The sequence below is a fragment of the Blastococcus sp. SYSU D00820 genome, from assembly GCF_054050695.1.
Genome location: NZ_JBJGZW010000001.1, coordinates 200415 through 224053, shown reverse-complemented (window position 1 = coordinate 224053; position 23639 = coordinate 200415). Strand labels below are relative to the sequence as shown.

Annotated in this window: 19 protein-coding genes; 3 read left to right on the top strand and 16 right to left on the bottom strand. The window is 74.7% G+C overall.

The features are described 5' to 3' along the window. Window positions 1-4: 4 nt before the first annotated feature. Both ACI79R_RS01005 and ACI79R_RS01000 read right to left on the bottom strand, forming a co-directional pair. Window positions 5-4921: an NAD-glutamate dehydrogenase gene (locus ACI79R_RS01005; RefSeq protein WP_456571706.1), complete on the bottom strand. Its 4917-nt coding sequence runs from the start codon at window positions 4919-4921 to the stop codon at window positions 5-7. Window positions 4922-5000: 79 nt separating this feature from the next. After that, window positions 5001-5369, bottom strand: coding sequence for a phage holin family protein (locus ACI79R_RS01000; protein WP_456571705.1), 369 nt, complete (start codon window positions 5367-5369; stop codon window positions 5001-5003). Between the two features lie 176 nt (window positions 5370-5545). Between ACI79R_RS01000 and ACI79R_RS00995 the strand changes: the two genes are divergently transcribed. Both ACI79R_RS00995 and ACI79R_RS00990 read left to right on the top strand, forming a co-directional pair. Continuing rightward, the gene (locus ACI79R_RS00995; protein ID WP_456571704.1) at window positions 5546-6730 is read left to right on the top strand and encodes an AAA family ATPase; all 1185 of its coding nucleotides are present in this window, start codon (window positions 5546-5548) and stop codon (window positions 6728-6730) included. Window positions 6731-6833: 103 nt separating this feature from the next. Beyond that, entirely contained in the window at window positions 6834-7589 is a 756-nt protein-coding gene (locus tag ACI79R_RS00990; protein WP_456571703.1) for a ZIP family metal transporter, read from the top strand. A gap of 9 nt (window positions 7590-7598) precedes the next feature. Here the strand turns inward: ACI79R_RS00990 and ACI79R_RS00985 are convergent, their stop codons facing one another. Then, window positions 7599-9347 (bottom strand): SpoIIE family protein phosphatase, encoded by a 1749-nt coding sequence (locus ACI79R_RS00985; protein ID WP_456571702.1) that lies wholly within the window; start codon window positions 9345-9347, stop codon window positions 7599-7601. Between the two features lie 187 nt (window positions 9348-9534). Between ACI79R_RS00985 and ACI79R_RS00980 the strand changes: the two genes are divergently transcribed. Then, entirely contained in the window at window positions 9535-9990 is a 456-nt protein-coding gene (locus ACI79R_RS00980; protein ID WP_456571701.1) for an ATP-binding protein, read from the top strand. 63 nt (window positions 9991-10053) lie between these two features. Here the strand turns inward: ACI79R_RS00980 and ACI79R_RS00975 are convergent, their stop codons facing one another. From ACI79R_RS00975 to ACI79R_RS00915, 13 genes are all read right to left on the bottom strand, one after another. Then, window positions 10054-10542 (bottom strand): hypothetical protein, encoded by a 489-nt coding sequence (locus tag ACI79R_RS00975; protein ID WP_456571700.1) that lies wholly within the window; start codon window positions 10540-10542, stop codon window positions 10054-10056. After that, on the bottom strand, window positions 10539-10901 hold the full coding sequence (locus tag ACI79R_RS00970; protein WP_456571699.1) for a response regulator: 363 nt from the start codon (window positions 10899-10901) through the stop codon (window positions 10539-10541). Before ACI79R_RS00970 ends, ACI79R_RS00975 begins: the two co-directional genes overlap by 4 nt. After that, entirely contained in the window at window positions 10898-11395 is a 498-nt protein-coding gene (locus ACI79R_RS00965; protein ID WP_456571698.1) for a chemotaxis protein CheX, read from the bottom strand. The genes ACI79R_RS00970 and ACI79R_RS00965 overlap by 4 nt, the downstream gene beginning before the upstream one ends. 2 nt (window positions 11396-11397) lie before the next feature. Beyond that, window positions 11398-11769, bottom strand: coding sequence for a response regulator (locus ACI79R_RS00960; RefSeq protein WP_456571697.1), 372 nt, complete (start codon window positions 11767-11769; stop codon window positions 11398-11400). A gap of 15 nt (window positions 11770-11784) precedes the next feature. Beyond that, window positions 11785-12609, bottom strand: coding sequence for a CheR family methyltransferase (locus ACI79R_RS00955; protein WP_456571696.1), 825 nt, complete (start codon window positions 12607-12609; stop codon window positions 11785-11787). Continuing rightward, window positions 12606-13736, bottom strand: coding sequence for a protein-glutamate methylesterase/protein-glutamine glutaminase (locus ACI79R_RS00950; protein ID WP_456571695.1), 1131 nt, complete (start codon window positions 13734-13736; stop codon window positions 12606-12608). The genes ACI79R_RS00955 and ACI79R_RS00950 overlap by 4 nt, the downstream gene beginning before the upstream one ends. A 410-nt stretch (window positions 13737-14146) precedes the next feature. Then, window positions 14147-14287: a hypothetical protein gene (locus tag ACI79R_RS00945; RefSeq protein WP_456571694.1), complete on the bottom strand. Its 141-nt coding sequence runs from the start codon at window positions 14285-14287 to the stop codon at window positions 14147-14149. 59 nt (window positions 14288-14346) lie between these two features. Beyond that, window positions 14347-15234 (bottom strand): hypothetical protein, encoded by an 888-nt coding sequence (locus tag ACI79R_RS00940; protein WP_456571693.1) that lies wholly within the window; start codon window positions 15232-15234, stop codon window positions 14347-14349. 218 nt (window positions 15235-15452) lie between these two features. Next, window positions 15453-15905 (bottom strand): chemotaxis protein CheW, encoded by a 453-nt coding sequence (locus tag ACI79R_RS00935; protein ID WP_456571692.1) that lies wholly within the window; start codon window positions 15903-15905, stop codon window positions 15453-15455. Window position 15906: 1 nt separating this feature from the next. After that, window positions 15907-18255 carry a chemotaxis protein CheA gene (locus ACI79R_RS00930; protein ID WP_456571691.1) on the bottom strand — a complete coding sequence of 783 codons (2349 nt, stop codon included), beginning with the start codon at window positions 18253-18255 and terminating at the stop codon, window positions 15907-15909. A 161-nt stretch (window positions 18256-18416) separates the two neighbouring features. After that, the gene (locus ACI79R_RS00925; RefSeq protein ID WP_456571690.1) at window positions 18417-20006 is read right to left on the bottom strand and encodes a methyl-accepting chemotaxis protein; all 1590 of its coding nucleotides are present in this window, start codon (window positions 20004-20006) and stop codon (window positions 18417-18419) included. Between the two features lie 32 nt (window positions 20007-20038). Next, complete coding sequence (locus ACI79R_RS00920) at window positions 20039-21685, bottom strand: methyl-accepting chemotaxis protein (RefSeq protein ID WP_456571689.1); 1647 nt, start codon at window positions 21683-21685, stop codon at window positions 20039-20041. Between the two features lie 242 nt (window positions 21686-21927). Further along, entirely contained in the window at window positions 21928-23544 is a 1617-nt protein-coding gene (locus ACI79R_RS00915) for a methyl-accepting chemotaxis protein (protein WP_456571688.1), read from the bottom strand. Between the last annotated feature and the right edge of the window lie 95 nt (window positions 23545-23639).

Sequence of the window (23639 nt, the reverse complement as noted above, 5' to 3'; positions counted from 1 at the left end):
GGCCTCAGCCGGTGCGGCGCAGGCCGCGCAGCGTCCGGACCGCGACGATCAGCTCGGCGAGCTCCTGCCGGTCCCCCGCGGCCAGTTCGGCCAGCTGTGCGGCGGCCCGGCGCTGGCCTGCGTCCCAGCCGTCCACCCACGCCGCGACCAGCCGCTCCGCCGACGCCTCCCCCGCCGCCCGGCCCACGACCTCCGCGGTGAGCGCCGCCTCCTCGCTCGACAGGTCGTCGCGCAGGCTGGCCCGGGCCATCGCCGGCCACCGGCGGTCCCGCGGCAGCGCGATCACCCGCTCCCGCAGCGGCACCAACCCGAGCCGCTCGGCCAGGCACTGCTGCACCTGCCCGGCGAGCTCGATCGGCGCCCCGGTGCGCTCGGCCACGACCGCGAGGTCCAGGGCCGCGGGCAGCAGCGGCGCGGCGGCGACCTCGGCGGCCAGCTCCGCCGGCACGCCGGCCCGCTCCAGCCGCGCCGACCGCTCGGCGTACCCGGCGGCCTCGGCCCCCAGCAGCCAGCCGGGCAGGCCGGCGCGGACCGTCGCCACCGCGGGGGCGAACCGGTCCGTCACGTCCCCGATCGGCGCGGGCTGCTCGGCGGCGAGCGCCGGCAGGCGCAGCAGCCAGCGGGTCGCCCGCTCGGCCAGCCGGGTCGCCTCGGTGCGCAGCTCCACCTGGACGGCGGCCGGCACCCGGTTGTCCAGCGGCCGGACGGCGTCCCACAGCCGGTCGACGTCGAAGACGGCCCGGGCGACGGCGTGCGCCCGCACCACCCCGGCCAGGCCCACGCCGGTCTCCTCGCGCAGCCGGAACAACCCGGTGATGCCCGCCGTGTTGACCGTCCGGTTGGTGAGGACGGTCGCGACGATCTCCCGGCGCAGGGGGTGCCCGGTCAGCTCCCGGGGGAAGCGCCGGCGCAGCGCCTCCGGGAAGTACTCGACCAGCAGGTGCTCCAGCGCGGGGTCGTCCGGGAGCTCGGAGGCGAGCACGGCGTCCCCGGTCTCGAGCTTGGCGTAGGCCAGCAGCACCGACAGCTCCGGCCCGGTCAGCGCCTGGCCGCTGCGGCGCCGCTCGGCCAGGGCCCGGTCGTCGGGCAGCGCCTCGACCGCGCGCACCAGCCGCCCGGAGCGCTCCAGCGAGCGGAGGAACCGCTCCCCCGCGTCCAGCAGGCTGCGCGCCGCGGCGACCTCGCCGGCCAGCGTGGCGTTCTGCGCGTGGTTGTCGGTGAGGACGGCGGCGGCCACCTCGTCGGTCATCTCCCCGAGCAGCGCGGCGCGCGCCTCGGCGTCCAGCTCCCCCCGGGTGACCGCGCCGTTGAGAGCGATCTTGATGTTCACCTCGTGGTCGGAGGTGTCCACGCCCGCGGAGTTGTCGATGGCGTCGGTGTTGACCTTCCCGCCGGCCAGCGCGAACTCGACCCGGCCGCGCTGGGTCAGCCCGAGGTTGCCGCCCTCCCCCACGACCCGCACCCGCAGCTCGCGGCCGTCGACCCGGACGGCGTCGTTGGCCTTGTCGCCGGCGTCCAGGTCGCTCTCCGTGGACGCCTTGACGTAGGTGCCGATGCCGCCGTTGAACAGCAGGTCCACGGGCGCCAGCAGCACCGCGCGGATGAGCTCGACCGGCGACAGGCTGTCGACGCCGGCCGGGAGGCCGAGGGCGGCGCGCATCGGCTCGCTGACCGGCACCGCCTTCGCCGTCCGCGGCCAGACCCCACCCCCGGGGCTGATGAGCGCGGGGTCGTAGTCGGCCCACGAGGACCGCGGCAGCCCGAACAGCCGCCGCCGCTCGGCGAAGGACGTCGCCGCGTCGGGCGTCGGGTCGACGAAGACGTGCCGGTGGTCGAAGGCGGCGACCAGGCGGATGTGCTCGGACAGCAGCATGCCGTTGCCGAACACGTCGCCGGACATGTCGCCGATGCCGACGACGGTGAACTCCTGGCTCTGCACGTCCAGGTCGAGTTCGCGGAAGTGGCGGGTCACCGACTCCCAGGCGCCCCGGGCGGTGATGCCCATGGCCTTGTGGTCGTAGCCGACCGAGCCGCCCGACGCGAAGGCGTCGCCGAGCCAGAAGCCGCGTTCCAGAGCGACGGCGTTGGCGAGGTCGGAGAAGGTGGCCGTCCCCTTGTCCGCGGCGACGACGAGGTAGGCGTCGTCCCCGTCGTGCCGGACGACGCGCTCGGGCGGCACGATGCGCCCGTCGACCATGTTGTCGGTCAGGGACAGCAGCGCGCCGATGAACAGGCGGTAGCAGGCCTGCCCCTCGGCGAGCACGGCGTCGCGGTCGCCGGAGGCCGGTGGGCGCCGGACGACGAAGCCGCCCTTGGCGCCGGTGGGCACGATGACGGTGTTCTTCACCATCTGCGCCTTGACCAGGCCGAGCACCTCGGTGCGGAGGTCCTCGTGCCGGTCGGACCAGCGCAGCCCGCCGCGGGCGACGGCACCGAAGCGCAGGTGGATGCCGGCCACCCGGGGCGAGCTGACCCACACCTCCCGCTCGGGCCGCGGCTCGGGGAGGTCGGGCACCTGCGCGGGGTGCAGCTTGATCGCCAGCGGGGCGGGCTGGGTGGCCGACATGGCGTAGTACGTCGTCCGCTGGGTGGCGAGGACGGCGGCCAGCAGCGAGCTGAGCACGCGGTCGGCGTCCAGCGACTCGACCCGGCCGATCGCCGTGCGCAGCGAGGCGACCAGCTCGTCCTGCCGGGCGGTCCGCCCGGCCCCGCGGTCGGGGGAGAACCGGGTCTCGAACAGCGCGACCAGCTGGGCGACGACGTCGGGGTGCGCGGCCAGGGTGGCCTCGACGTAGGCCATGCCGAAGGGCAGCCCCGCCTGGCGCAGCCACTGCACGTAGGCGCGGACCACGGTGACCTGCCGCCAGTTCAGCCCCGCCAGCGACACCAGCGCGCCGAGGCCGTCGTCCTCGGCGTCGCCGCGCCAGACGGCCTGGACCGCCTCGGTGAACCGCTCCGGCAGCGTCCCCGGGAACGGCAGCTCGCCCGCGGGCACGCTGAGGCCGAAGTCGTAGATCCAGGCCGGCGGTGCGCCGATCCGGTCGATCTCGTACGGCCGCTCGTCGACGACGTCCACGCCCATGTGCTGCAGCACCGGCAGGACGTCGGAGAGCAGCAGCCGCTCCCCCACCCGGTAGACGGTCAGCCGCGGCTCCCCGCCGCCGTCGCGCGGCCGGCGCAGCCGCATGCCGAGCTCGCCGGGCGGCAGGGCGTCGAGCCGGTCGAGGTCCTCGACGGCGGTCGCCGCCGAGAAGTCCTCCTGGTAGGCCGCGGGGAAGGCGTCGGCCACCCGGGCCAGCTCCCGCTCGGCGCCGGCACCGTGCCGGGCGGCCAGCGCGTCGGTGAGGTCGTCGATCCAGCTGCGGGCGGCCGCGGCGAGCCGGGCCTGCAGGTCCTCGACGTCGACCTCGGGCAGCGCCGGCACGCCGCGCCGGGGCACCGGCGGGCGGACGACGAAGTGCAGCCGGGCCAGCACCGACTCCGTGGACCGGGCGGTGAACTCGATGCTCGAGCCCCCGAGCCGCTCGAGCAGCAGCTGCTGCATCGCCAGCCGCACCTCGGTCGTGTACCGGTCGCGCGGCAGGTAGACCAGCGCCGACCAGAACCGGCCGAGCGGATCGCGGCGGAGGAACAGCCGGGTCTGGCGCCGCTCCTGCAGGTACAGCACGGCGAGCGCGACCGGCAGCAGCTCGTCGCTGCCCACCTGCAGCAGCTCGTCGCGCGGATGGGTCTCCAGGACGTCGAAGAGCTCCTTGCCGGTGTGGCTGTCGGCCGGCACGCCGGAGCGCGCGATGACCTGGGCGACCCGGCGGCGCACCAGCGGCACGTCGCGGACGCTGCCGGCGTAGGCCGAGGTGGTGAACAGGCCCACCAGGCGGTGCTGGCGCCGCGGACCGCCGTCCTTCCCGGGGAGGGTGACCGCGACCAGGTCCAGCCAGGCCCGGCGGTGCACGGTGGCCCGCAGGTCGGCCTTGGTGACGGTGAGCAGCGCGTCGCCCAGCCCCGCCGGCGCCTCCGGCAGGGCGGCGTCACCGGACATGTCGGTGTCGCTGCGCAGCATGCCCAGCCCGCTGCCCGGCACCGGCCGGGCCGCTCCCCCGCCGGCCGGCAGCTGCACCTCGCGGGCGCCCAGGAGGACGAAGGAGCCGCCGGTCAGCCAGCGCAGCAGAGCGGCCGCCTCGGCCGGGTCGGTCGCGGGATCGGCGTCGGGATCGGCCGGGCCGTCGGCGCACGCGGCCAGCCGGTCGGCCAGCTCCCGGGCGCGGGCGCGCATCCGGTCGGCGTCCTCGTCGACGGCGCGGACGTCGGCCAGCACGGTGCGCAGGCCGGCCACCAGGTCGCCGGAGGCCTCCTCGTCCAGCGGCCCGTCGAGGACGACGGCCATCCATGACTCGGCCAGCGCGTCGGGGCCGCAGCCGGCGGGCTGGGCGCTGTCGCAGAACGCGCGGATCCGGCCGGCGACGTCGCGGCGGACCACGACGATCGGGTGCACCACGTGCTGCAGCCGGAAGCCCTGCCGGACCACCTCGGCGGTCACCGAGTCGACGAGGTAGGGCATGTCGTCGGTGACCACCAGCACCATGGAGCGGCCGGCGGCCGTCCCGCCGGGCAGCGGGTGCACCTCCACCGTGGCCGAGCCCTGCGGCCGGACCGCCGCCACGCGCAGGTGGCGGAGCGCGAGGGCGGCGAGGTCGGCGGGGTCGTGGTCGAGGACCTCGGCGGCCGGCTCGCTCCAGTAGTAGCGCTGCAGCAGCGCCGGCACGTCGGCCGGGGTGCAGCCGGCCGGCAGCGAGCCGTCGGCACCGGCGACGGCGCCGGCCGCGGCCTGCTCCAGCAGCCGGCGCTTCTGCTCCTGGGCGGCCTCGAGGGCGGCCAGCTCGGTGGACTCGTCGGGATCGGCCGCGCCGGTGGTGCTGACCATGGACCGACGCTAGCCCCGCCGGTGGGCCCCGTCACTCGGGACGGGACGGCGCACCGGACCGGCGTCGTGCGCCGAACTGTCAGTCGCGGTCGAACAGCAGGTCGAAGGCCCAGCTGACCAGCGCGAGGACGAAGCCGCCCAGCAGCGCGGTGCCGAACCCGTCGACCTGCAGCCGGTCCGAGAGGGCCGCCGTGAGGCCCAGCATCGCCGCGTTGATCACCAGGTAGAACAACCCGAGCGTGAGCAGCAGGAACGGCAGCGACAGCAGCTTGAGCACCGGCTTCACCACCGCGTTGACCACGGCGAAGATGAGGGCGATCCAGAGGAAGGTGCCGGTGATGCCGAGCGGCGCGTCCTCGTTGCCCACCACGGTGATGCCGGTGAGGTACTGGGCCACGAAGTAGAACGCCGCGGCGAGGACGACGACCTTGAGCGCGAATCTGATCACTCGGCGCACGCTAGCGGGGCCGGAGCCGGCGACCGGCCGTGTCGGGGGATCTGGGGTTCTCTAGCTGGCACGCTAGACGGCCGCAGACGCCGGTCGAGAGGCTGCGGCGCGACACGCCCTACCCGGTTCTACCGATCTCTAGAGCCGCCGCTAGACGAGGCCATACGGTGCTCGACGTGGACCCCGTGCGGAACCCCTACGCCCCGGGCGCCGGCCAGCGCCCGCCCGAGCTGGCCGGCCGCGACGACGAGCTGTCGGCCTTCGACGTCGTCCTCGAGCGGATCGCCCGGGGCCGGCCGGAGCGCTCGCTGGTGCTCACCGGGCTGCGCGGCGTGGGCAAGACCGTGCTGCTCAACCAGCTGCGCTCGGCGGCGATCGGCCGCGGGTGGGGCACCGGCAAGATCGAGGCCCGGCCCGACCAGCCGCTGCGCCGGCCGGTGTCCTCGGCGCTGCACATGGCGCTGCGCGAGCTGCGCCACCCCGACCAGGAGTCGATGGACGCCGTCCTCGGGGTGCTGAAGGCGTTCGCGTTGCGGCAGGCGCCGGACGCCAAGGTGCGTGACCGCTGGCAGCCGGGCATCGACGTCGCCGCGGCCAGCGGGCGGGCCGACTCCGGCGACATGGAGATCGACCTGGTCGAGCTGCTGAGCGACGCCGCGGGGCTGGCCGCCGACGTCGGCAAGGGCGTGGCCCTGTTCATCGACGAGATGCAGGACCTGCAGGCCGACGACGTCTCGGCCATCTGCGCCGCCTGCCACGAGCTGTCGCAGCAGGGAGCTCCGCTGATCGTGGTCGGGGCCGGGCTCCCCCACCTGCCGGCGGTGCTCTCGGCGTCGAAGAGCTACTCGGAGCGGCTGTTCCGCTACCTGCGCATCGACCGGCTGGACCGCCCGGCCGCCGACCGCGCGCTCCTGGCGCCGGCCGAGCGGGAGGACGTCACCTTCGAGGCCGACGCCCTCGACGCGCTCTACGCCGCCGCGGACGGCTATCCCTACTTCGTGCAGGCCTACGGCAAGGTCACCTGGGACCTCGCCGCCACCTCCCCCATCACCGCCGCGGACGTCGCCATGGCCGCCCCGGTCGCCGAGGCCGAGCTCGCGGTCGGCTTCTTCGGCTCGCGCTACGACCGCGCGACGCCGGCGGAGCGGGAGTACATGCACGCGATGGCCGAGCTCGGCGGGCCGCAGGGCAGCGCGGTCGCGACGTCGGAGGTGGCGGTGTCGCTGGGCCGCAAGCCGGCCTCCCTCTCCCCCGCGCGGGACTCGCTGATCAAGAAGGGGCTGGTCTACTCCGCGGAGCGGGGGCAGATCGCCTTCACCGTCCCGCACTTCGGCCGGTACCTGCTCAGCCACCCCGACTGAGCAAGGACCTCCCTGCCCCCCACCGCTCGCACGCTCGCGGCGGGCCCCTGCAGGGAGGCCACGCAGGGATTCGGACGGCGGGCCCGCGGGCAGGGAGCCGCCCGTGCCGACGTGGGTGGAAGCAGGACTGTGGGGCCTGCTCGGCGGCGGTGCGCTCGTGCTGGGCGCGCTGGTCGCCTGGTTCGTGCGGGTGCCCCCGGCCGTCATCGCCACGGTGATGGCGTTCGGCTCCGGCGTGCTCGTCTCGGCGGTCGCCTTCGACCTGGTGCAGGAGGCCGCCGACACCGGCGGGCTGGGCGCCACGGCGATCGGCTTCCTGGGCGGCGCCCTGGCCTACGTGGGCGCCAACGCCCTGCTCGCCCGCCGCGGCGCCCGGCACCGCAAGCGGTCGGGCGGCCAGCAGCCCACCGAGGACGAGCAGTCCGGCAGCGGCGCGGCGATCGCGGTCGGCGCGCTGCTGGACGGCGTCCCCGAGAGCGTCGTCCTCGGGGTCGGGCTGCTGGCCGGCGGCGGGGTGAGCGCCTCGGTGCTCGCCGCGGTGTTCATCTCCAACGTGCCCGAGGGCCTGTCCAGCGCCGCCGGCATGAAGCGCAGCGGCCGGCCGGCCGGCTACGTCTTCGGGGTGTGGGGCGGCATCGCCCTGGTCAGCGGGCTGGCCGCGCTGCTCGGCTACGTCGCCCTGGGCAACGCTCCCCCGGAGGTCATCGCGGTCATCACCGCGGTGGCGGCCGGCGCCATCCTGACCATGATCGCCGACACGATGATCCCGGAGGCGTTCGAGGAGACCCGGACCTGGACCGGGCTGATCACCGGCCTCGGCTTCCTCGTGGCCTTCGCGATCGACGTGGCCGGCGGCTGAGCCGCCCGCTCAGCTCAGCAGCGCGGACGGGCTGCCGGCGGCGGTCACCACGGCGCCGGCGGGCACGCCGGAGGTGCGGACGGCGAGGACGGCGACGTCGTCCTCTGCCCCCTCCCCCAGCATCTCCGCCAGCAGCAGGTCGCACAGCTGGTCCAGCGGCGCCTCGCCGTGGCGGGCGAGCAGGGCGCGCACGCGGTCGCGGCCCTCGTCCAGCAGGATCCCGCGGCGCTCGAACAGGCCGTCGGTGAACAGCAGCAGGGTGCTGCCGTCGGGCAGCGGCGCCACGCCGTCGGCCCGCGGGCCGCGCCAGCCGATGCCCAGCGGCGGCCCGACGGGCGCGGAGAGGTCGCGCACCTCGCCGTCCGGCGTCAGCAGCAGGGGATCGGGGTGGCCGGCCGAGGACCAGCGCAGCGACCGGGCGCCGGTCACGTCGTGCTCGACCCGGCACACCAGCGCGGTGGCCATCGTGGCCACGCCCAGGCCGACCAGGGCGTGGTCGACGCGGCGCAGCACGCCGGCCGGCTCCTCGAGCCGGTCGAAGGCGATGCCCCGCACGAGGGTCTTCACCTGGCCCATGGCGGCGGCGGCCTCGATGTCGTGGCCCATGACGTCGCCGATGACCAGCACCGTGTCGCCGTCGGGCTGCAGGAAGGAGTCGTACCAGTCGCCGCCGACGGAGACACCGCGCGTGGCCGCCCGGTAGCGGACGGCGGTGTGCAGGTCCGCCTGCTGCACCGGCGGGGACAGCAGGCTGTGCTGCAGCCGCTCGGCGATCTGCTGGTTGGCGACGGCGAGCCGGGCGTTGTCCAGGGCGAGCGCGGCACGGCGGGAGGCGATCTCCGCGGTCCGCAGCTCCACCTCGGTGTGCGCGCCGCGGTCGGGGCCGTTGACGAGGGTCAGCGCCCCGAACACCTCCCCGCGGGCCACCAGCGGGAACGCCGCGACCGCCGCCGGGCGCAGCGGCTCGAGCTCGGCGCGGGCGCGCGGGTCGGCGACCATCTGCTCGACGTGGGCGCTGGTGAGCTGGGGGATGACCACCGGCCGCGCGCTGCGCAGCGCCGTGGGCACCGGTGCGGTCGGCCGGTTGGTGCGCACGCGGGCGTCGGCGTAGGCGTGCATGGCCGGGGCCAGCGCCGGGTCGCGGTGCGCGCGGCCGACGTCCCGGCGGGTGCCGTCGGGGTCGACCACGCTGACCAGGCACCAGTCGGCCAGCAGCGGCACGACCAGGTGGGCGAAGCGGGCGACGGCCTCGTCGGTGTCCAGGGTGGAGGTCATGGCCTGGCTGATGTCGCCGAGCAGCATCAGGTGCCGGCCGGTGCGCTCGGCCTCCGCGGCCGCCTCGGCAGCGGCCTGGGCGGCCGCCTCGCGGGCGGCGACCGCGGCGCTGCGCTCCTCCTCGGTGCGGCGCCGGGCGGTGACGTCGTCGTAGGTCACGACCAGCCCGGCGTCGGTCAGGAAGGCGGCGGCCTCGAACCACTTGCCCAGGGGCTCGAACCACGCCTCGGTGCTGCCGGACTCGCCGGTGGCCCGCACGCGGGCGTACAGCTCCTGGAACGGGCTGCCCACCGCCTCGGGGAACTCGTCCCAGACACCCCGGCCGACCAGCCCGCCGACGGTGCGCCCGAGGACGGCGGCACCGGCCGGGTTGATGTAGCGGAAGCGCCAGGCCTCGTCGAGGACGAAGAGGGGCCGGTCCATGCCCTCGACGGCCTGCACCAGCAGGTCGCCGGGCGGGAGCCCCGCCGTGTCCCCGTTCATGGGACCCACTGTGCCCCATGGAGTGCCGTATCCCGGCACGCCGCGACCGGACGGGCTGCGCGAGCACCCCGTGAGGGGGAGAGAACCGTCACGCCCGCTACCGATCCGGTACGCGCAGGGTTGAGCCCGCACACCGGTGGGCACCGAGGAAGCGGACCCAGACACCGGTTTCCGACGGGGGAGAGGCATGGCTCGCACTGCATGGCCACTGCGGCCGCTGCCCAACGGGCGCGGGGAGGTCTGGCGCTGGGAGCTCGGCTCGCTGGCCGAGCTCCCCAGGGCCCGGGCGGCCCTGCGCGGGCGGCTGGACGGCGTGGGCTTCCCGCCCGAGCCGGACGAGGCGGGGGAGCAGCTGATCCTCGCCTTCGACGAGCTGGCGTCCAACGCGCTGCGGCACGGTGAGCGCCCGGTGGTGGCCACGGTGATCGCCGGCAGCGGCGGGTGGCTGCTCGACGTCAGCGACCGGGCGTCGGACGTCATGCCCGCCCCGGCCGTCGACCGCGACCCGGCCCGCGGCGGCCTGGGGCTGCACCTGGTGGCCCGGCTGTCGGTGGCGCACGGCTGGTACGTCGACGACTCCTGCAAGCACGTGTGGGCCTGCCTGCCCACCACGATCGAGGACCGCGAGCCGGTCCTGGCCTGACCGGGCCCGGACGTACCGCGGCCCCCGACGCCTGAGGCTGTCGGGGGCCGCGGTGGCTCTGTGTCACGGGATGACGAGCGAGAGCCCACCCTTCCCGTACCCGGGGATCTCGACGGCGAGGTCGAGCCGGTTGAACGCGGCCAGCATGCCGGCGATGTCGCCGGGCAGCTCGTCGCCGGGGGCGTAGAGCTTGTACAGCTTCGAGTGCGGGGCGCCGGGCACGTTGAACAGCGCCGAGAGCACGTTGACGACCTCGTGCAGCGCCTCGGTGAGCATCGAGGTCAGCTCGCCGTCCTCCTCGACGGCGTCCTGGACGCCCCCGGGGGGCAGCATGGCCAGCGCGCCGCCGCTGTAGGCGGACAGGCCGAGGTCCATGACGCACAGGGCATTGATGGACAGCTGCGGGTCGACGTAGACGGCCACCGAGACCGGCGACTTCGCCGTCGGCGTGACCGGCGCGCCGGGGGCCACCGCCACCGGCTTGCCGACCAGGCCGGTCAGCATGTCCTTGACGTCCTTGTTGGCCGGGAGCACCACGGTGCCGGTGGTCATGCGATCACGCCCTCGAGCGCGTCCTGGAAGGTCTCCTCGTTGAACGGCTTGGCGATGAGGAACAGCGCGCCGGCGTCGGCCGCCTTCTCCCGCATCTCGGCCGAGCCCTCGGAGGTGACGAACCCGAACGGGACGGTCGAGCCGGAGGAGCGCAGCGCCTGCAGGCACTCCAGGCCGGTCATGTTGGGCATGTTCCAGTCCGACAGGACCAGGTCCGGGCCCTCGCTCCGGACCTTGTCGTAGGCGTCGCGGCCGTCCTCGGCCTCGACGATGTCGTGGCCGTCGTAGCCGGCCTGGCGGAGCGTGCGGATGACGATCTGCCGCATGACGCGGCTGTCGTCGGCGACCAGGATCTTCACAGGGACACCTCGTTCTGCGGGGCGGGGGACAGGGCACCGGCGGAGCCCTGCGCACGGATGGTCAGCGGCTGGCCGCGCCAGAGGACGTCGACGCGGCACGTGTCGGCCTCGGGGCCGGCGGGCGGGGTCGGCCCGACCTCGGGCAGGCCGAGGACGGACGGTCCGGGGAGGACGGCCTTGACGTTGCCGCCCACCACGTTGGCGATCTCGCCGAGGGCGTCCTCGACGTCCTCGGTCTCCAGCACCTCGGGCGCGTGCTCCTTGAGCATCGCCCGGGTGAGCTCGGCGGCGGTGTCGCGGCCACAGGTGACCACGACGCTGCCGTTCCACGGGCCGACGATCTCGACCCAGGAGCTCAGCGTCTCCGCCGGCAGCGGCGCCGGCAGCGGGACGAGCAGCTCCTCCTCGCCGACCAGGGCCGCCCACGCCTGCTCGGCGATCTCCTGGACGGTCGCCTCGTCGAGCAGCGCGCTGATCAGCGGGACGTCGGACACACTCACAGCGGAACCCCCTGGGGGAGCAGGCCGAGCAGCGCCAGCTTGTCGGCGATGGCGTCGGCGGTGAACGGCTTGATCACGTACTCGTGCGCGCCGGCCGCCAGCGCCCGCACGATCTGCCCGTGCTCGCCCTCGGAGGTGACCATCATCAGCGTCACCGCCCGCCAGGCGGGGTTGGCACGGACGGCGGAGACGAACTGCAGCCCGTCCATCACCGGCATGTTCCAGTCGATCGTGCACAGCTCGGGCACCCAGCCCTCCTGCAGCACGTCGAGCGCCTCGCGGCCGTGCCCGGCCTGGCGGGTCTCGTAGCCGAACCCCTCCAGGGTCCCGGACACGATCCGTCGCATGGCGCGTGAGTCGTCGATCACCAGAGCACGCACTGGTCAGGCCCCCTTCAGCGGGCGGTAGGCGGAGCTGCGGCCGATGACGACCCGCTCCCAGGAGTCGTCGACGCCGAGCGTGGTCTCGGCGGCTCCGAGGAACAGCCACCCGTCCGGGCGCATGAGCGCGCGGACGCGGCGGAGGATCGCCTGCTTGGTCGGCAGGTCGAAGTAGATGAGGACGTTGCGCAGGTAGACCACGTCGAACGGGCCCATCCGCGGCAGCGGCGCGGCGAGGTTGCACTCGCTGGCCGTCACCATGCGGCGCAGCGTCGGGGAGACCTCCCAGTCGGTGCCGGCCCGGGTGAAGTGCCGGACCAGCATCGGGGCGGGCAGGCCGCGGTTGACCTCGAGCTGGGTGAACCGCCCGGCGCGGGTGCGCTCGACCATCTCGCGGGAGAGGTCGGTGGCGGTGATGGAGACCCGGGCGCCGGCGTTGGGCAGCGCGTCCTCCAGCAGCATCGCGATCGTGTAGGGCTCCTGGCCGCTGGAGCAGGCCGCCGACCAGATCTGCAGCCGCTCGTGCGGGGAGCGGGCGGCCTGCAGCGCGGGCAGCACCGTGGTGGTGAGCGCGGTGAACGGGTCGCCGTCCCGGAACCACGAGGTCTCGTTGGTGGTGAGCGCCTCGACGATCCTCCGGGTGTTCTCCGGGTTCGGCCGGGTGCGGACGCTGTCGACCAGCGCGCCGACGTCGGCCATGCCCATCTGCCGGGCGATCGGCAGCAGCCGGGCCTCGACCAGGTACTCCTTGCCCGGCTGGAGCACGATGGCGCTCTCCCGGTGCACGACCTGGCGGACCCAGTCGAAGCTGGTGGCGGTGAGTGTCATCGGGTGCCTCCGGCGGCCAGCGGTGCCAGGCGGCCGGGAGCCGCGCCGGGGGCGGGCGCGATCCGGGGGCCGGTCAGGGAGCGGGTGATGGTCTCGGCGATCCGGTCCAGGGGGAGCACCTCGTCGGCGAAGCCGGCGGAGGCCACGGCTCCGGGCATGCCCCAGACGACCGACGTCGCCTGGTCCTGGACGACGACCGAGCCGCCGGCCTCGCGGATGCGCCCGGCGCCGAGCCGGCCGTCCGAGCCCATCCCGGTGAGGACGACGCCGAGCACGGCACCGTCGAAGGCGTCGACCGCGGAGCGGAACAGCGGGTCGACGGCCGGGCGGCAGAAGTTCTCCGGCGGGCCCTGGCTGAGCATGGTGGTCAGCCCGCGGGGGGTGTTCCGGATGGTCAGGTGGTGGTCGCCCGGCGCCAGGTGCACGGTGCCGGGGGCCAGCGGCGTGCCGTCGACGGCCTCGACCACGCGCAGCGCGCAGAGCCGGTCCAGGCGCTGGGCGAACTGGCGGGTGAAGACCGGCGGCATGTGCTGCACCAGCAGGATCGGCACGGGCAGCGTGGCCGGCAGGGCGGGGAGGACCTTGGCCAGGGCCTCGGGACCGCCGGTGGAGGAGCCGATGACCAGTACCGCCGGCGCCTTGGCCGGGCCGGAGCGGGGAGCCGCCGGGCGCGGGGGAGCGGCGGCGGGCGCGGGCCGGGCGGGGCCCGGGGTGACCGGGCGGCCGAGCAGCGCCTTGATCTTGGGGATCAGCTGCTCGCGGACGCTCTCCATCGACTGCGCGACGCTGCCGACGTTGGCCGGCTTGGTGACGTAGTCGTTGGCCCCGGAGGACAGCGCGTCGAGGGTGGCCGAGGCGCCGCGCTCGGTGAGCGTGCTGAACATGATGATCGGCACCCGGCTGCGGGTCGCCCGGATGGCGCGTACCGCCTCGATGCCGTTCATCTCCGGCATCTCGATGTCCATGGTGATCAGGTCGGGCTTGAGCTGGTCGAGCTTGCCCACGGCGATCCGGCCGTTGACAGCGGTGCCGACGACCTCGATGCCCGGGTCCTCGGACAGCACGTCGGTGACGATCTTGCGGACGACGACGGAGTCGTCGACCACCATCACCCGGATCGGGTTCATCCGTCCTCCTGCTCCTGTCGTGCCAGCCGACAGGGGCTGTTCGGTTGCTGTATCGGCACCAGTGACGGGCCCTTGAGACGAATCCCGGCCCGGTGCCGCGAACGTCCGGAGGCCGCTCGCTCTTCTCGCCTGTCCCAGGAGTTCTCGGCTGTCACAAACGTCTCCTGAACCGATGCCGCGCATTCGTTACGCGATTCCGCGCGACCGTTCCCCGCGGGGGCGCCTCGGCCATTTGTCGACAATTCCGGAAATGCGTCGACAGCGCGCTGAGCTGCGCGTACGCGGCCTCCGGCGGTCCGCCGCGCGTCGGTCAGCAGACCGCGGGGACGAGGTCGTCCGCGCACCACAGGAACGGTGCGGCAGGCGCTCGGCGCCCGGCGCCGCATCGGCGCACTCGGGCGGGTGCGACCTCAGCGGCGCCGGAGTGCGAGCACGAGACCGGCGGCGCCGCAGGTCCCACCCAGGACGGCGAGCGCGGCCAGCACCCACCCGAGGACGACGTCGCCCTCGGCGAAGGCGCCCGCGGCGGCGATCAGGACGCCGACGGCCATGACGACGGCTCCGAGACACAGGAGCCCGGGGCCGAGGCGGTCCACCGGCCGGGCGGGGATCAGGCGGCGGTGACCCGCCGCCACGGCGCGAGCAGCACGCCGAGCGCGCTGGCGTCGAGCAGGTCGGCCATGGCCAGGCCCTGCACGCACCCGGCGACGGCGTTCCACACGCCCTGGGCGCCGTCCCGGCCGTCGAAGCCGGCGTCGCCGAACGCCTGGACGGCGAGCAGCTGCGCGGCGGCCAGCGCGCGGGTGCGGCCGGAGACGTGCGCGGCCCACGAGGCCTCGTGCATCGCGGTCGCCCACGGACGGCGCTCCGCGCGGCCCTCGTCGACGGCCATCCGCCAGCGGTCGCGGCCGGCGGCGTCGGTGGCGGCCAGCGCGGCCAGCAGCCCGCGGACCTCACCGGTGGCCGGGCCCAGGTCGTGCTCGACGGCGGGCAGCGCACCGTCGGCCACGGCCAGCGCGAGCGGGCCGGTCAGCTGCCGGCGCACCAGCGGGGGCAGCACCTCGGCGGCCCAGGAGCCGACGGCGGCATCGGCCAGCACGTCGGCCGCGGCGTCGGCGACGTCCTCGTCGACCAGCCGCAGCGCCGGGTGCTCGGGGCCGAGGACGTCGTCGCGGAGGAGGCGCTCGAGCGCCGGCGCGTCGCCGATGGTGCCGCGCTCCAGCTGGTCGACCAGCACCGCGGCGCGGTCGGCCCCGGCCGCGGCGTTGCGCAGGTGGGGCACCGCGACGGCGAGCTCCCGCGCCCGGCGGCTGCGCACCGCGTGCACCGCCCGCTCCTCGCGCGGCCGGCCGGCCACGGGGTGCACCTGCGCCAGCGCGCCGAGCGTGGCCGCGTCGGCGCCGAGCCCGGTCAGCAGCACCTCGGCGACCTGCCGGCCGAGCGGCAGGCGGACCAGGTCGAAGCCGAGGGTCGCAGCACTGACGAGGGTGTAGGGCACGGTCGCCTCCAAGAGTGGGTCGACCCATGCTGTCCGTGATCGCCGGGACACGCCATGCCGCGGTCACCCGATCGCTGGAGCGCCCGGACGAACACTCTGCGTGTCCCCAGCACATCTGTCAGCATGCCGTCACGCGCAGTGAGCGGCTGCGCGTCCGGAACGCGCGAGACCCCCGCCGCTCCTCGGGTGGGAGCGACGGGGGTCTCGGCGGCCGCGGGTCAGGCGCTGACGGCCTTGTGCACGTCCAGGGCCAGCAGCAGCTGCCCGTCGAGCTTGAACGCCCCGCGGATCAGCTCGCGGGCGGTGCCGTCGAGGGTGTCCGGCGGTGCCTCGAAGTCGGCCGGGTCGACGTCGACGACGTCGGCGATCGCGTCCACCAGCAGGCTGACCGCCTCCCCGTGCAGCCGGACGACGATGACGACGGCGTCGGTGCCCTCGGGCCGCGGCGGGCGCCCGAGCCGCTCGCGCAGCTCGATGGCGGTGACCACCTGGCCGCGCAGGTTGATCAGGCCGGCGACGGCGGCAGGCGCCAGCGGCACCCGGGTCAGGCCCTGGCTGCGCAGCACCTCCTGCACGTGCGCCACCTCGACGCCGTACAGGTCGCCGTCCAGCCAGAAGGTGGCCAGCTGGCCCCCGACGGCGGGGGCGGCCGCCTCGGTCGCGGTGCTCACGTCAGACCTCCAGGAAGTGGGCCGGGACGGCGGCGGAGGCCGCGACGTCGGTGGGTGCGGTGTAGAAGGCCGGGTCGGCGGCGAGGATCGCGGCCCGGACGTCGAGCAGCTCGGTGACCTTGTCGCCGAGGACGGCGGAGCCCAGCAGCCCCATGTCGTCGATGTCGCTGCGGACCGCCGCCTCGCCGTCGACGATGTCGAGGATCTCCTCGACGACGATCGCGACGCTGCGGCCGTGGTCGCTGTAGACGATGACCTCGAGCACCTCGCGCTCGGTCTCGCCGTAGGCGCCCAGGTGCCGGTCCAGGCGGACGATCGGCAGGATCGCGCCGCGGTACTGGACCACCTCGCGGTTGCCGACCCGCTCGACGGACTCGGCGCGGACCTGCTCCAGGCGGGTGACGGTGTCCAGCGGGATGGCCACCCGCCGGCCGCCGCCGATGCTGGCCAGCAGCATCCGCTGCCGCTGCCCCTCGCGGTCCTGCGCGGCGGTCGCGGCGGCCACGCGGGCCTCCTGCCGCTCGGCGCTCTCGGTGCGCAGCGCCCGCCGGGCGAGGGCCTGGACGTCGAGGATCAACGCGACGGTGCCGTCACCGAGGACGGTCGCGCCCGAGTAGAGCCCGATCGCCTTGAGCTGGCCGCCGACGGCCTTGACCACGATCTCCTCGGTGTTGATGACCCGGTCGACCACCAGGCCGAAGCGCCGGCCCTCGGAGCGCAGCACGGCGATGACCACGTGGCCGTCGTGCCGGTCGGAGCGCAGGCCCAGGACGTCGGTGAGCCGGACCAGGGGGAGCAGCTCCCCGCGCAGCCGGTAGACCGGCGCGCCGCCGACCTCCTCGACCGCGGTGGCGGCCTTCTCGGCGTCCAGGCTGACCAGCTCCTGCAGGCTGATCTGCGGGATGGCGTACCGGTCGCCGGCGCACTCGACGGTCAGCGCCGGGACGATGGCCAGGGTCAGCGGGATCCGCAGCCGGCAGACGGTGCCGCGGCCGGGCTCGGACTCGACCTCGATCGTGCCGCCGATCGACTCGATGTTGGTCTTGACCACGTCCATGCCGACCCCGCGGCCGGAGACGTTGGTGACCGCGGCGGCCGTGGAGAACCCGGGCAGGAAGATCATCTGCAGCACGTCCTGCGCGCCCATGCGGGCGAGCTGGTCGGCGGTCACCAGCCCGCGCTCGACGGCCTTGGCGCCGATCCTGGCCGGGTCGATGCCCCCACCGTCGTCGGCGACCTCCACCACGACCTGGCCGCTCTCGTGCTTGGCCCGCAGGGTCAGCACGCCCTCGGCGGGCTTGCCGGCCGCGCGGCGGCGGTCGGGGCTCTCGATGCCGTGGTCGACGGAGTTGCGGACCAGGTGGGTCAGCGGGTCCTTGACCGCCTCGAGCAGGGTCTTGTCCAGCTCGGTGTCCTTGCCCTCCATCTCCAGCCGCACGGTCTTGCCGCACTGCAGGCCCAGGTCGCGGACGACGCGGGGGAGCTTGGACCAGATGTGGTCGATCGGCTGCATGCGCGTCTTCATGACGCCCTCCTGCAGCTCGCTGGCGATGAGGTTCAGCCGCTGGGAGGCGCGCAGCAGATCGGTGTCGGTGGAGCGGCCCACGTACTGGACGATCTGGTTGCGGGTGAGCACCAGCTCGCCGACCAGGAGCATCAGCTCGTCGAGCAGGTCGACGTCCACGCGGATGGTGCTGTCGGCGACCGCGCGGCGGGCCTGCCCGCCGCCCTCGGTGGCGGGGTGCTCGGCGGCATCGTCGGCCGGCTCGGCCGCCGCGCGGGGGGTGGGGACGACGGCGGCGGGCACGGGGGCCGGCGCGACGACGGGCTCCTCGACCTCGACCGCGGACAGCACGACCTCCTCCACGACCTCTTCCACGACGTCGTCCTCGACGGGCTCCTCCGCGGCCGGCACCTCGACCACCGGCACCTCGACCACCGGCGGCACAACCGCGGCGGCCGGCTGGTCCTCCATGGCGGCGCTGATGTCGGCGACCACGTCGGACACGTCGACCGAGCCCTCGCCGCCGGTCGCCTCGATCGAGGCCAGCAGCGAGCGGACGGTGTCGACCATGCGCAGCAGCACGCTGGTGCGGGCCGGGGTCAGCTCGAGGGCGCCGTCCCGCAGCCGGGAGAGCATGTTCTCCCCGACGTGGGTGACCTCCTCCAGCCGGTTGAACGCCAGGAAGCCGCTGGTGCCCTTGATCGTGTGGATCGTCCGGAAGATGCTCGACAGCCGCTCGCGCGAGTCGGGCTCCTGCTCCAGGGCGACCAGGTCGGTGTCCAGCTGGTCGAGGTTCTCGTGACTCTCGACCAGGAACTCCTCGACGATGTCGTCCAGACCGTCCACGGGGTTGCCTTCTCTCTCGCTGCGACGGGACTGCGCGTCCCGTGGGTCTTCGGCGCCCGGCCTGCCGTTGTTGAGGTGAACGGCGGCCGACGGGCGTCCGGATCGGTTATCGGCACCCGTCCCCGGCAGCCGGCATCGCCGGCCGCCGGGCGGGTGGTGGATCAGTAGGTGAAGCGGCCGACGGTGGTGCGCAGGTCGGCGGCCATGCGGGAGAGCTCGTCCACGGCGGTCCGGGTCTGGGTCAGGGCCTGGGTGGTGGACTCGGCAGCGGTGGAGACGCCGGTGATGTTGGCGGCGATCTCGCCGGTGCCGCCGGCCGCTTCCTGCACCGACCGCGACATCTCGTTGGTGGTCGCCGTCTGCTCCTCCACCGCGCTGGCGATCGTGGTCTGCCGGTCGGAGATCTGCGCGACGATCTGCGAGATCTCCCCGATCGCCGTGACGGCATCGCCGGTGTCGGCCTGGATCGCCTGCACCCGCCGCGCGATGTCCTCGGTCGCCTTCGCCGTCTCCTGCGCCAGCTCCTTCACCTCGTTCGCCACCACCGCGAAACCCTTCCCGGCCTCACCGGCCCGGGCCGCCTCGATCGTGGCGTTCAGCGCCAGCAGATTGGTCTGCTCCGCGATGCTGGTGATCACCTTCACCACGTTGCCGATCTCCGCCGAGCTCTCCCCCAGCTTCGCGACGGTGGCCGTCGTCGTCTCCGCCGCCGTGACGGCGCGCGCGGCCACCTCCGACGCCTCCGCGGCGTTGGTCGCGATCTCCCGGATCGAGGCACCCATCTGCTCGGCACCCGCGGCCACGGTCTGCACGTTCCGGCTGACCTCCTCGGCCGCCGAGGACACGACACCCGACTGCGCCGAGGTCTCCTCCGCCGACGCCGAGATCTGCGCCGACGACGCCGACAGCTCCTCCGAGCTGGCCGCCACCGCGTCCGCCGAGGCCACCACCGAGGCCATCACGCCGCGCAGCTCGACCAGCGCCGCGTCGAGGGACGCCGCCATCTGGCCCACCTCGTCGCCCTGCTGGACGCCGGTGTGCACGGTGAGGTCGCCGGCGGCCAGGCGCTCGGCGGACCACCGCACCCGGGCGAGGCCGGCCGAGACGCCCCGGCTGATCAGGACCCCGGCGAGGACCGCGGCCACGATGCCGAGGGCCAGCACCACCACGAGCACCAGGCGCGTGTCCGTGTAGGACTCGTGCGCCGCCTGGGCGCTGTCCTCCGCGGCCTGACGCTGCCGCTCGACCAGGTCGCGGAGACCGGTGTCCACGGCCTCCGACAGCGGCTGGTACTCCTCGACGATCACCTGGTTGGCGGTCACCACGTCGCCCACGGCGTAGGCCGCCGCGATCCGGTCCCGGGCGTCGAAGTACGCCGTCACGTCGTCGGACAGGGCGTCCAGCTGGGTCAGCTCGGACTCCGGGGCGATCCCGCGGAGCTCGTCCAACGCCGCCAGCACCCCCTCCTCGGCGACCCCCGCGGCCGCCATCTCCGCCTCGGCGTCCACGTCGGGCAGCAGCGACTGCACGTTGTGGAACTGGTTGTTCAGCATCTGGAAGCGGGCCTCCTGCGCGGCGGCACTGCCGAGCAGGTTGGTCTCGTACAGCTCCTGCACGGAGTCGGCGGTGCTGCTGAGGGCGGTCAGCCCCAGGACGCCGACGGTCGTGGCCGCGACGGCGCCGACCAGGGCGACGCCCAGGACCTTCACCGAGACGCGCACGTTCTTCAGGCTCAGCCGGGTGGAACTCATGGCACGGGGTCTCCGTCGTCCGGGGTGGGGGATCAGTAGGTGAAGCGGCCGACGGTGGTGCGCAGGTCGGCGGCCATGCGGGAGAGCTCGTCCACGGCGGTCCGGGTCTGGGTCAGGGCCTGGGTGGTGGACTCGGCAGCGGTGGAGACGCCGGTGATGTTGGCGGCGATCTCGCCGGTGCCGCCGGCCGCTTCCTGCACCGACCGCGACATCTCGTTGGTCGTGGCCGTCTGCTCCTCCACCGCGCTGGCGATCGTGGTCTGCCGGTCGGAGATCTGCGCGACGATCTGGGAGATCTCGGCGATCGCGGTCACGGCGTCGCCGGTGTCGGCCTGGATCGCCTGCACGCGGCGGGCGATGTCCTCGGTCGCCTTCGCCGTCTCCTGCGCCAGCTCCTTGACCTCGTTCGCGACCACCGCGAAGCCCTTCCCGGCCTCACCGGCCCGGGCTGCCTCGATCGTGGCGTTCAGCGCCAGCAGGTTCGTCTGCTCCGCGATGCTGGTGATCACCTTGACGACGTTGCCGATCTCCGCCGACGACTCGCCGAGCTTCGCGACGGTCGCGGTGGTGGTCTCCGCGGCGGTGACGGCGCGCGCGGCGACCTCGCTGGCCTCCGCGGCATTGGTCGCGATCTCCCGGATCGACGCACCCATCTGCTCGGCACCGGCCGCCACCGTCTGCACGTTCCGGCTGACCTCCTCGGCCGCCGAGGACACGACACCGGACTGCGCCGAGGTCTCCTCCGCCGACGCCGAGATCTGCGCCGACGACGCCGACAGCTCCTCCGACGACGCGGCCACCGCGTCCGCCGAGGCCACGACCGTGGCCATGACCGCGCGCAGCTCGCCGACCGCGCCGTCCAGCGCCCGGCCCATCCGGCCGAGCTCGTCGTCGGTGGTCAGGCCGCTGGTGACGGTCAGGTCGCCCGCGGCGAGGGCCCGGGTGACCTCCTCGACCCGGCGGGTGGAGCGTGAGATGCCGGCGGCGACGAACCAGCCGAGGCCGGCGGCGACGGCGATGCTCACGACCATGAGGATCAGCGCGAAGGTGCGCTGGGACTCGTAGTCCGCGCGGATCCCGTCCCGGGCCGCGGCGGCGTCGGCCATCTCGATGTCCCGGAGCTCCTGGAGGTCCGCGGTGACCTCGTCGACCACCGGGCCCACCTGGGTGTCGTTGGCGGTGACCCAGCCGCGGACGTCGGTGGCCAGGGCCAGCGGACCGAGGACGTCCTCCTGCAGCGTGTAGTACTCCTGCATCCCGGACTCGACCTCGTCGACCAGCCGGGCGCGCTCACCCCCCAGACCGGTGGCGGTGTACGCCTCGAGCGCGGCCGCGAAGTCCTCGCGGTACCCGTCGACGATCGCGAACTTCTCGAGGGTCTCGTCGGGCGTCGCCGCCAGCAGCGCGTTGCGGGTGGCCACCCGCATGTCGCTGAGGATGCCGTCGACGTCGGCCGCGGCGACCGCGCCCTGCAGGTTGCTCTCGTAGAGGCTGTCCGCGGCGTCGGCGGAGCCGCTGAGCGCCTGCATCCCGAGGACGCCGACGGCGGTGGTGGCGACCGCCCCGATGGCGACGGTGCTCAGGACCTTGGTCCGCAACCCTCGGTCACCCCACCAGGAGCTGCCGGGACGCCGGGCCGGGGGAGCGGCGGCTGCCGGGGGAGGGGTGGGGCGGTTCATGACTGTCTCCTGCGCGGGAAAGGCCGGGGAAGGGCCGGGGGGGGTCGGGCTCACGACGAGAATGGAGGGGCTACAGCAATTCCGGGGGACGCCCGTAATCGCGTGTCGTTAACGATTCGGACACGGGCGGAATCGGCCCGATGAACGGTGGCCGACGCATTGCCCGCGGCATGTCGACATGCGGCCACCGCCATTCCAGCAACCATTCCGGCGAATTGTCGACACGGCGACCCGGGCGTCGGTCAGTAGGTGAACCGGCCCACCGTGGTGCGCAGGTCGGTGGCCATGCGGGACAGCTCGTCGACGGCGACGCGGGTCTGGGCGAGCGCCTCGGTCGTCGTCTCGGCGGCGGTGGAGACGCCGGTGATGTTCTCGGCGATCTGCCCGGAGCCGCCGGCGGCCTCCTGCACCGACCGGGCCATCTCGCTGGTGGTGGCCGTCTGCTCCTCCACCGCGCTGGCGATGGTGGTCTGCCGGTCGGCGATCTGGCCGACGATCGAGCTGATCTCGGCGATCGCGCTCACCGCCGCACCGGTGTCGCCCTGGATGGCCTGCACCCGCCGGGCGATGTCCTCGGTCGCCTTCGCCGTCTCCTGGGCCAGCTCCTTGACCTCGTTCGCGACCACCGCGAAGCCCTTCCCGGCCTCGCCCGCGCGGGCGGCCTCGATCGTGGCGTTCAGCGCCAGCAGGTTCGTCTGCTCCGCGATGCTGGTGATCACCTTGACGACGTTGCCGATCTCCGCCGAGCTCTCGCCCAGCTTGGCCACCGTCGCCGTCGTCGTCTCCGCCGCCGTCACCGCCCGCGCCGCCACCGCGCTCGCCTCGGCCGCGTTCTGCGAGATCTCCCGGATCGACGCACCCATCTGCTCGGCGCCGGCCGCCACCGTCGCCACGCTGCGGGATACCTCCTCCGCCGCGCCCGACACCACGCCGGACTGGACGCTGGTCTCCTCCGCGGACGCCGCGATCTGCGTCGAGGAGGCCGACAGCTCCTCCGAGCTCGCCGCCACCGCCTGCGCGGATGCGTCGACCCCGGCCATGACGGCCCGCAGCTGCTCCTGCGCGGTCGCCAGTGCCGCGGCCATGCGGCCCAGCTCGTCGGCCGACCGCACCTCCGGGAGGACGGTCAGGTCTCCCGAGGCGAGCGCCTCGACCGATCCCTGCACCGAGCGCACGGTGCGCACCAGGCCGCGCACCACCACGACCGCCAGGGCGCCGGAGACGAGGATGCCGACCCCGACGAGGACGATGATCGTCCACACGGCGCGCGTGGCGACGGCCGCGTCGGCCGCCACGCCGACCGCCGCGGCCTCGGCCTGGGCGGAGCTCTCGCTCTTGATGCCGTCGAGCGCGTCGTCGCCGATGCCGCGCACCGACGACTGGTACAGCGCGCCGAAGGCGGCCGCCTGACCGGCGTCGGCGAGCGGGAACAGCTGGGTCGTCGCGGCGTCGACGAAGGCTTCCGCCTCCTCGCCGAGGGCGTCGACGGCGGCCGGCTCCTGCGCGTGCGGCCGGTAGGCCGCGAGCCCGTCCTCGAACTGCGCGTAGCGGTCCTCGACCTCCTGGCGCAGCGTCGCCCGGACGTCGGGCGCGGCCACCCCGTACTGCAGCACCCGCGCGCGGATGCCCTGCAGGTCCCGCTGGACGGTCGCGAGCTGGTCGGCCGGCGCGATGTGCTCCTCGTACATCGCGTGCTGGGAGTCGCTGAGCGAGGTCACCTGCTCGGCCGCCACGGCGGCCGTGGTGAGCCCGACGACGGCGAGCAGGCCGAGCGCGGCGCCGAGCTTCACCCCGACCGGGCGGTCGGCGAGCCAGCCGCCGGAGCGGTGCGGTCGGGACGGGAGGGCGGATGCGGTCATGACGGGACCCCGGATCGAGGAAGGAGGGAGGAGGGGGAGCCCGGTCCCGCGGCGGCGCGGGCATCGACGAGCGGTTGTGCGTGGGGAATGTAGGT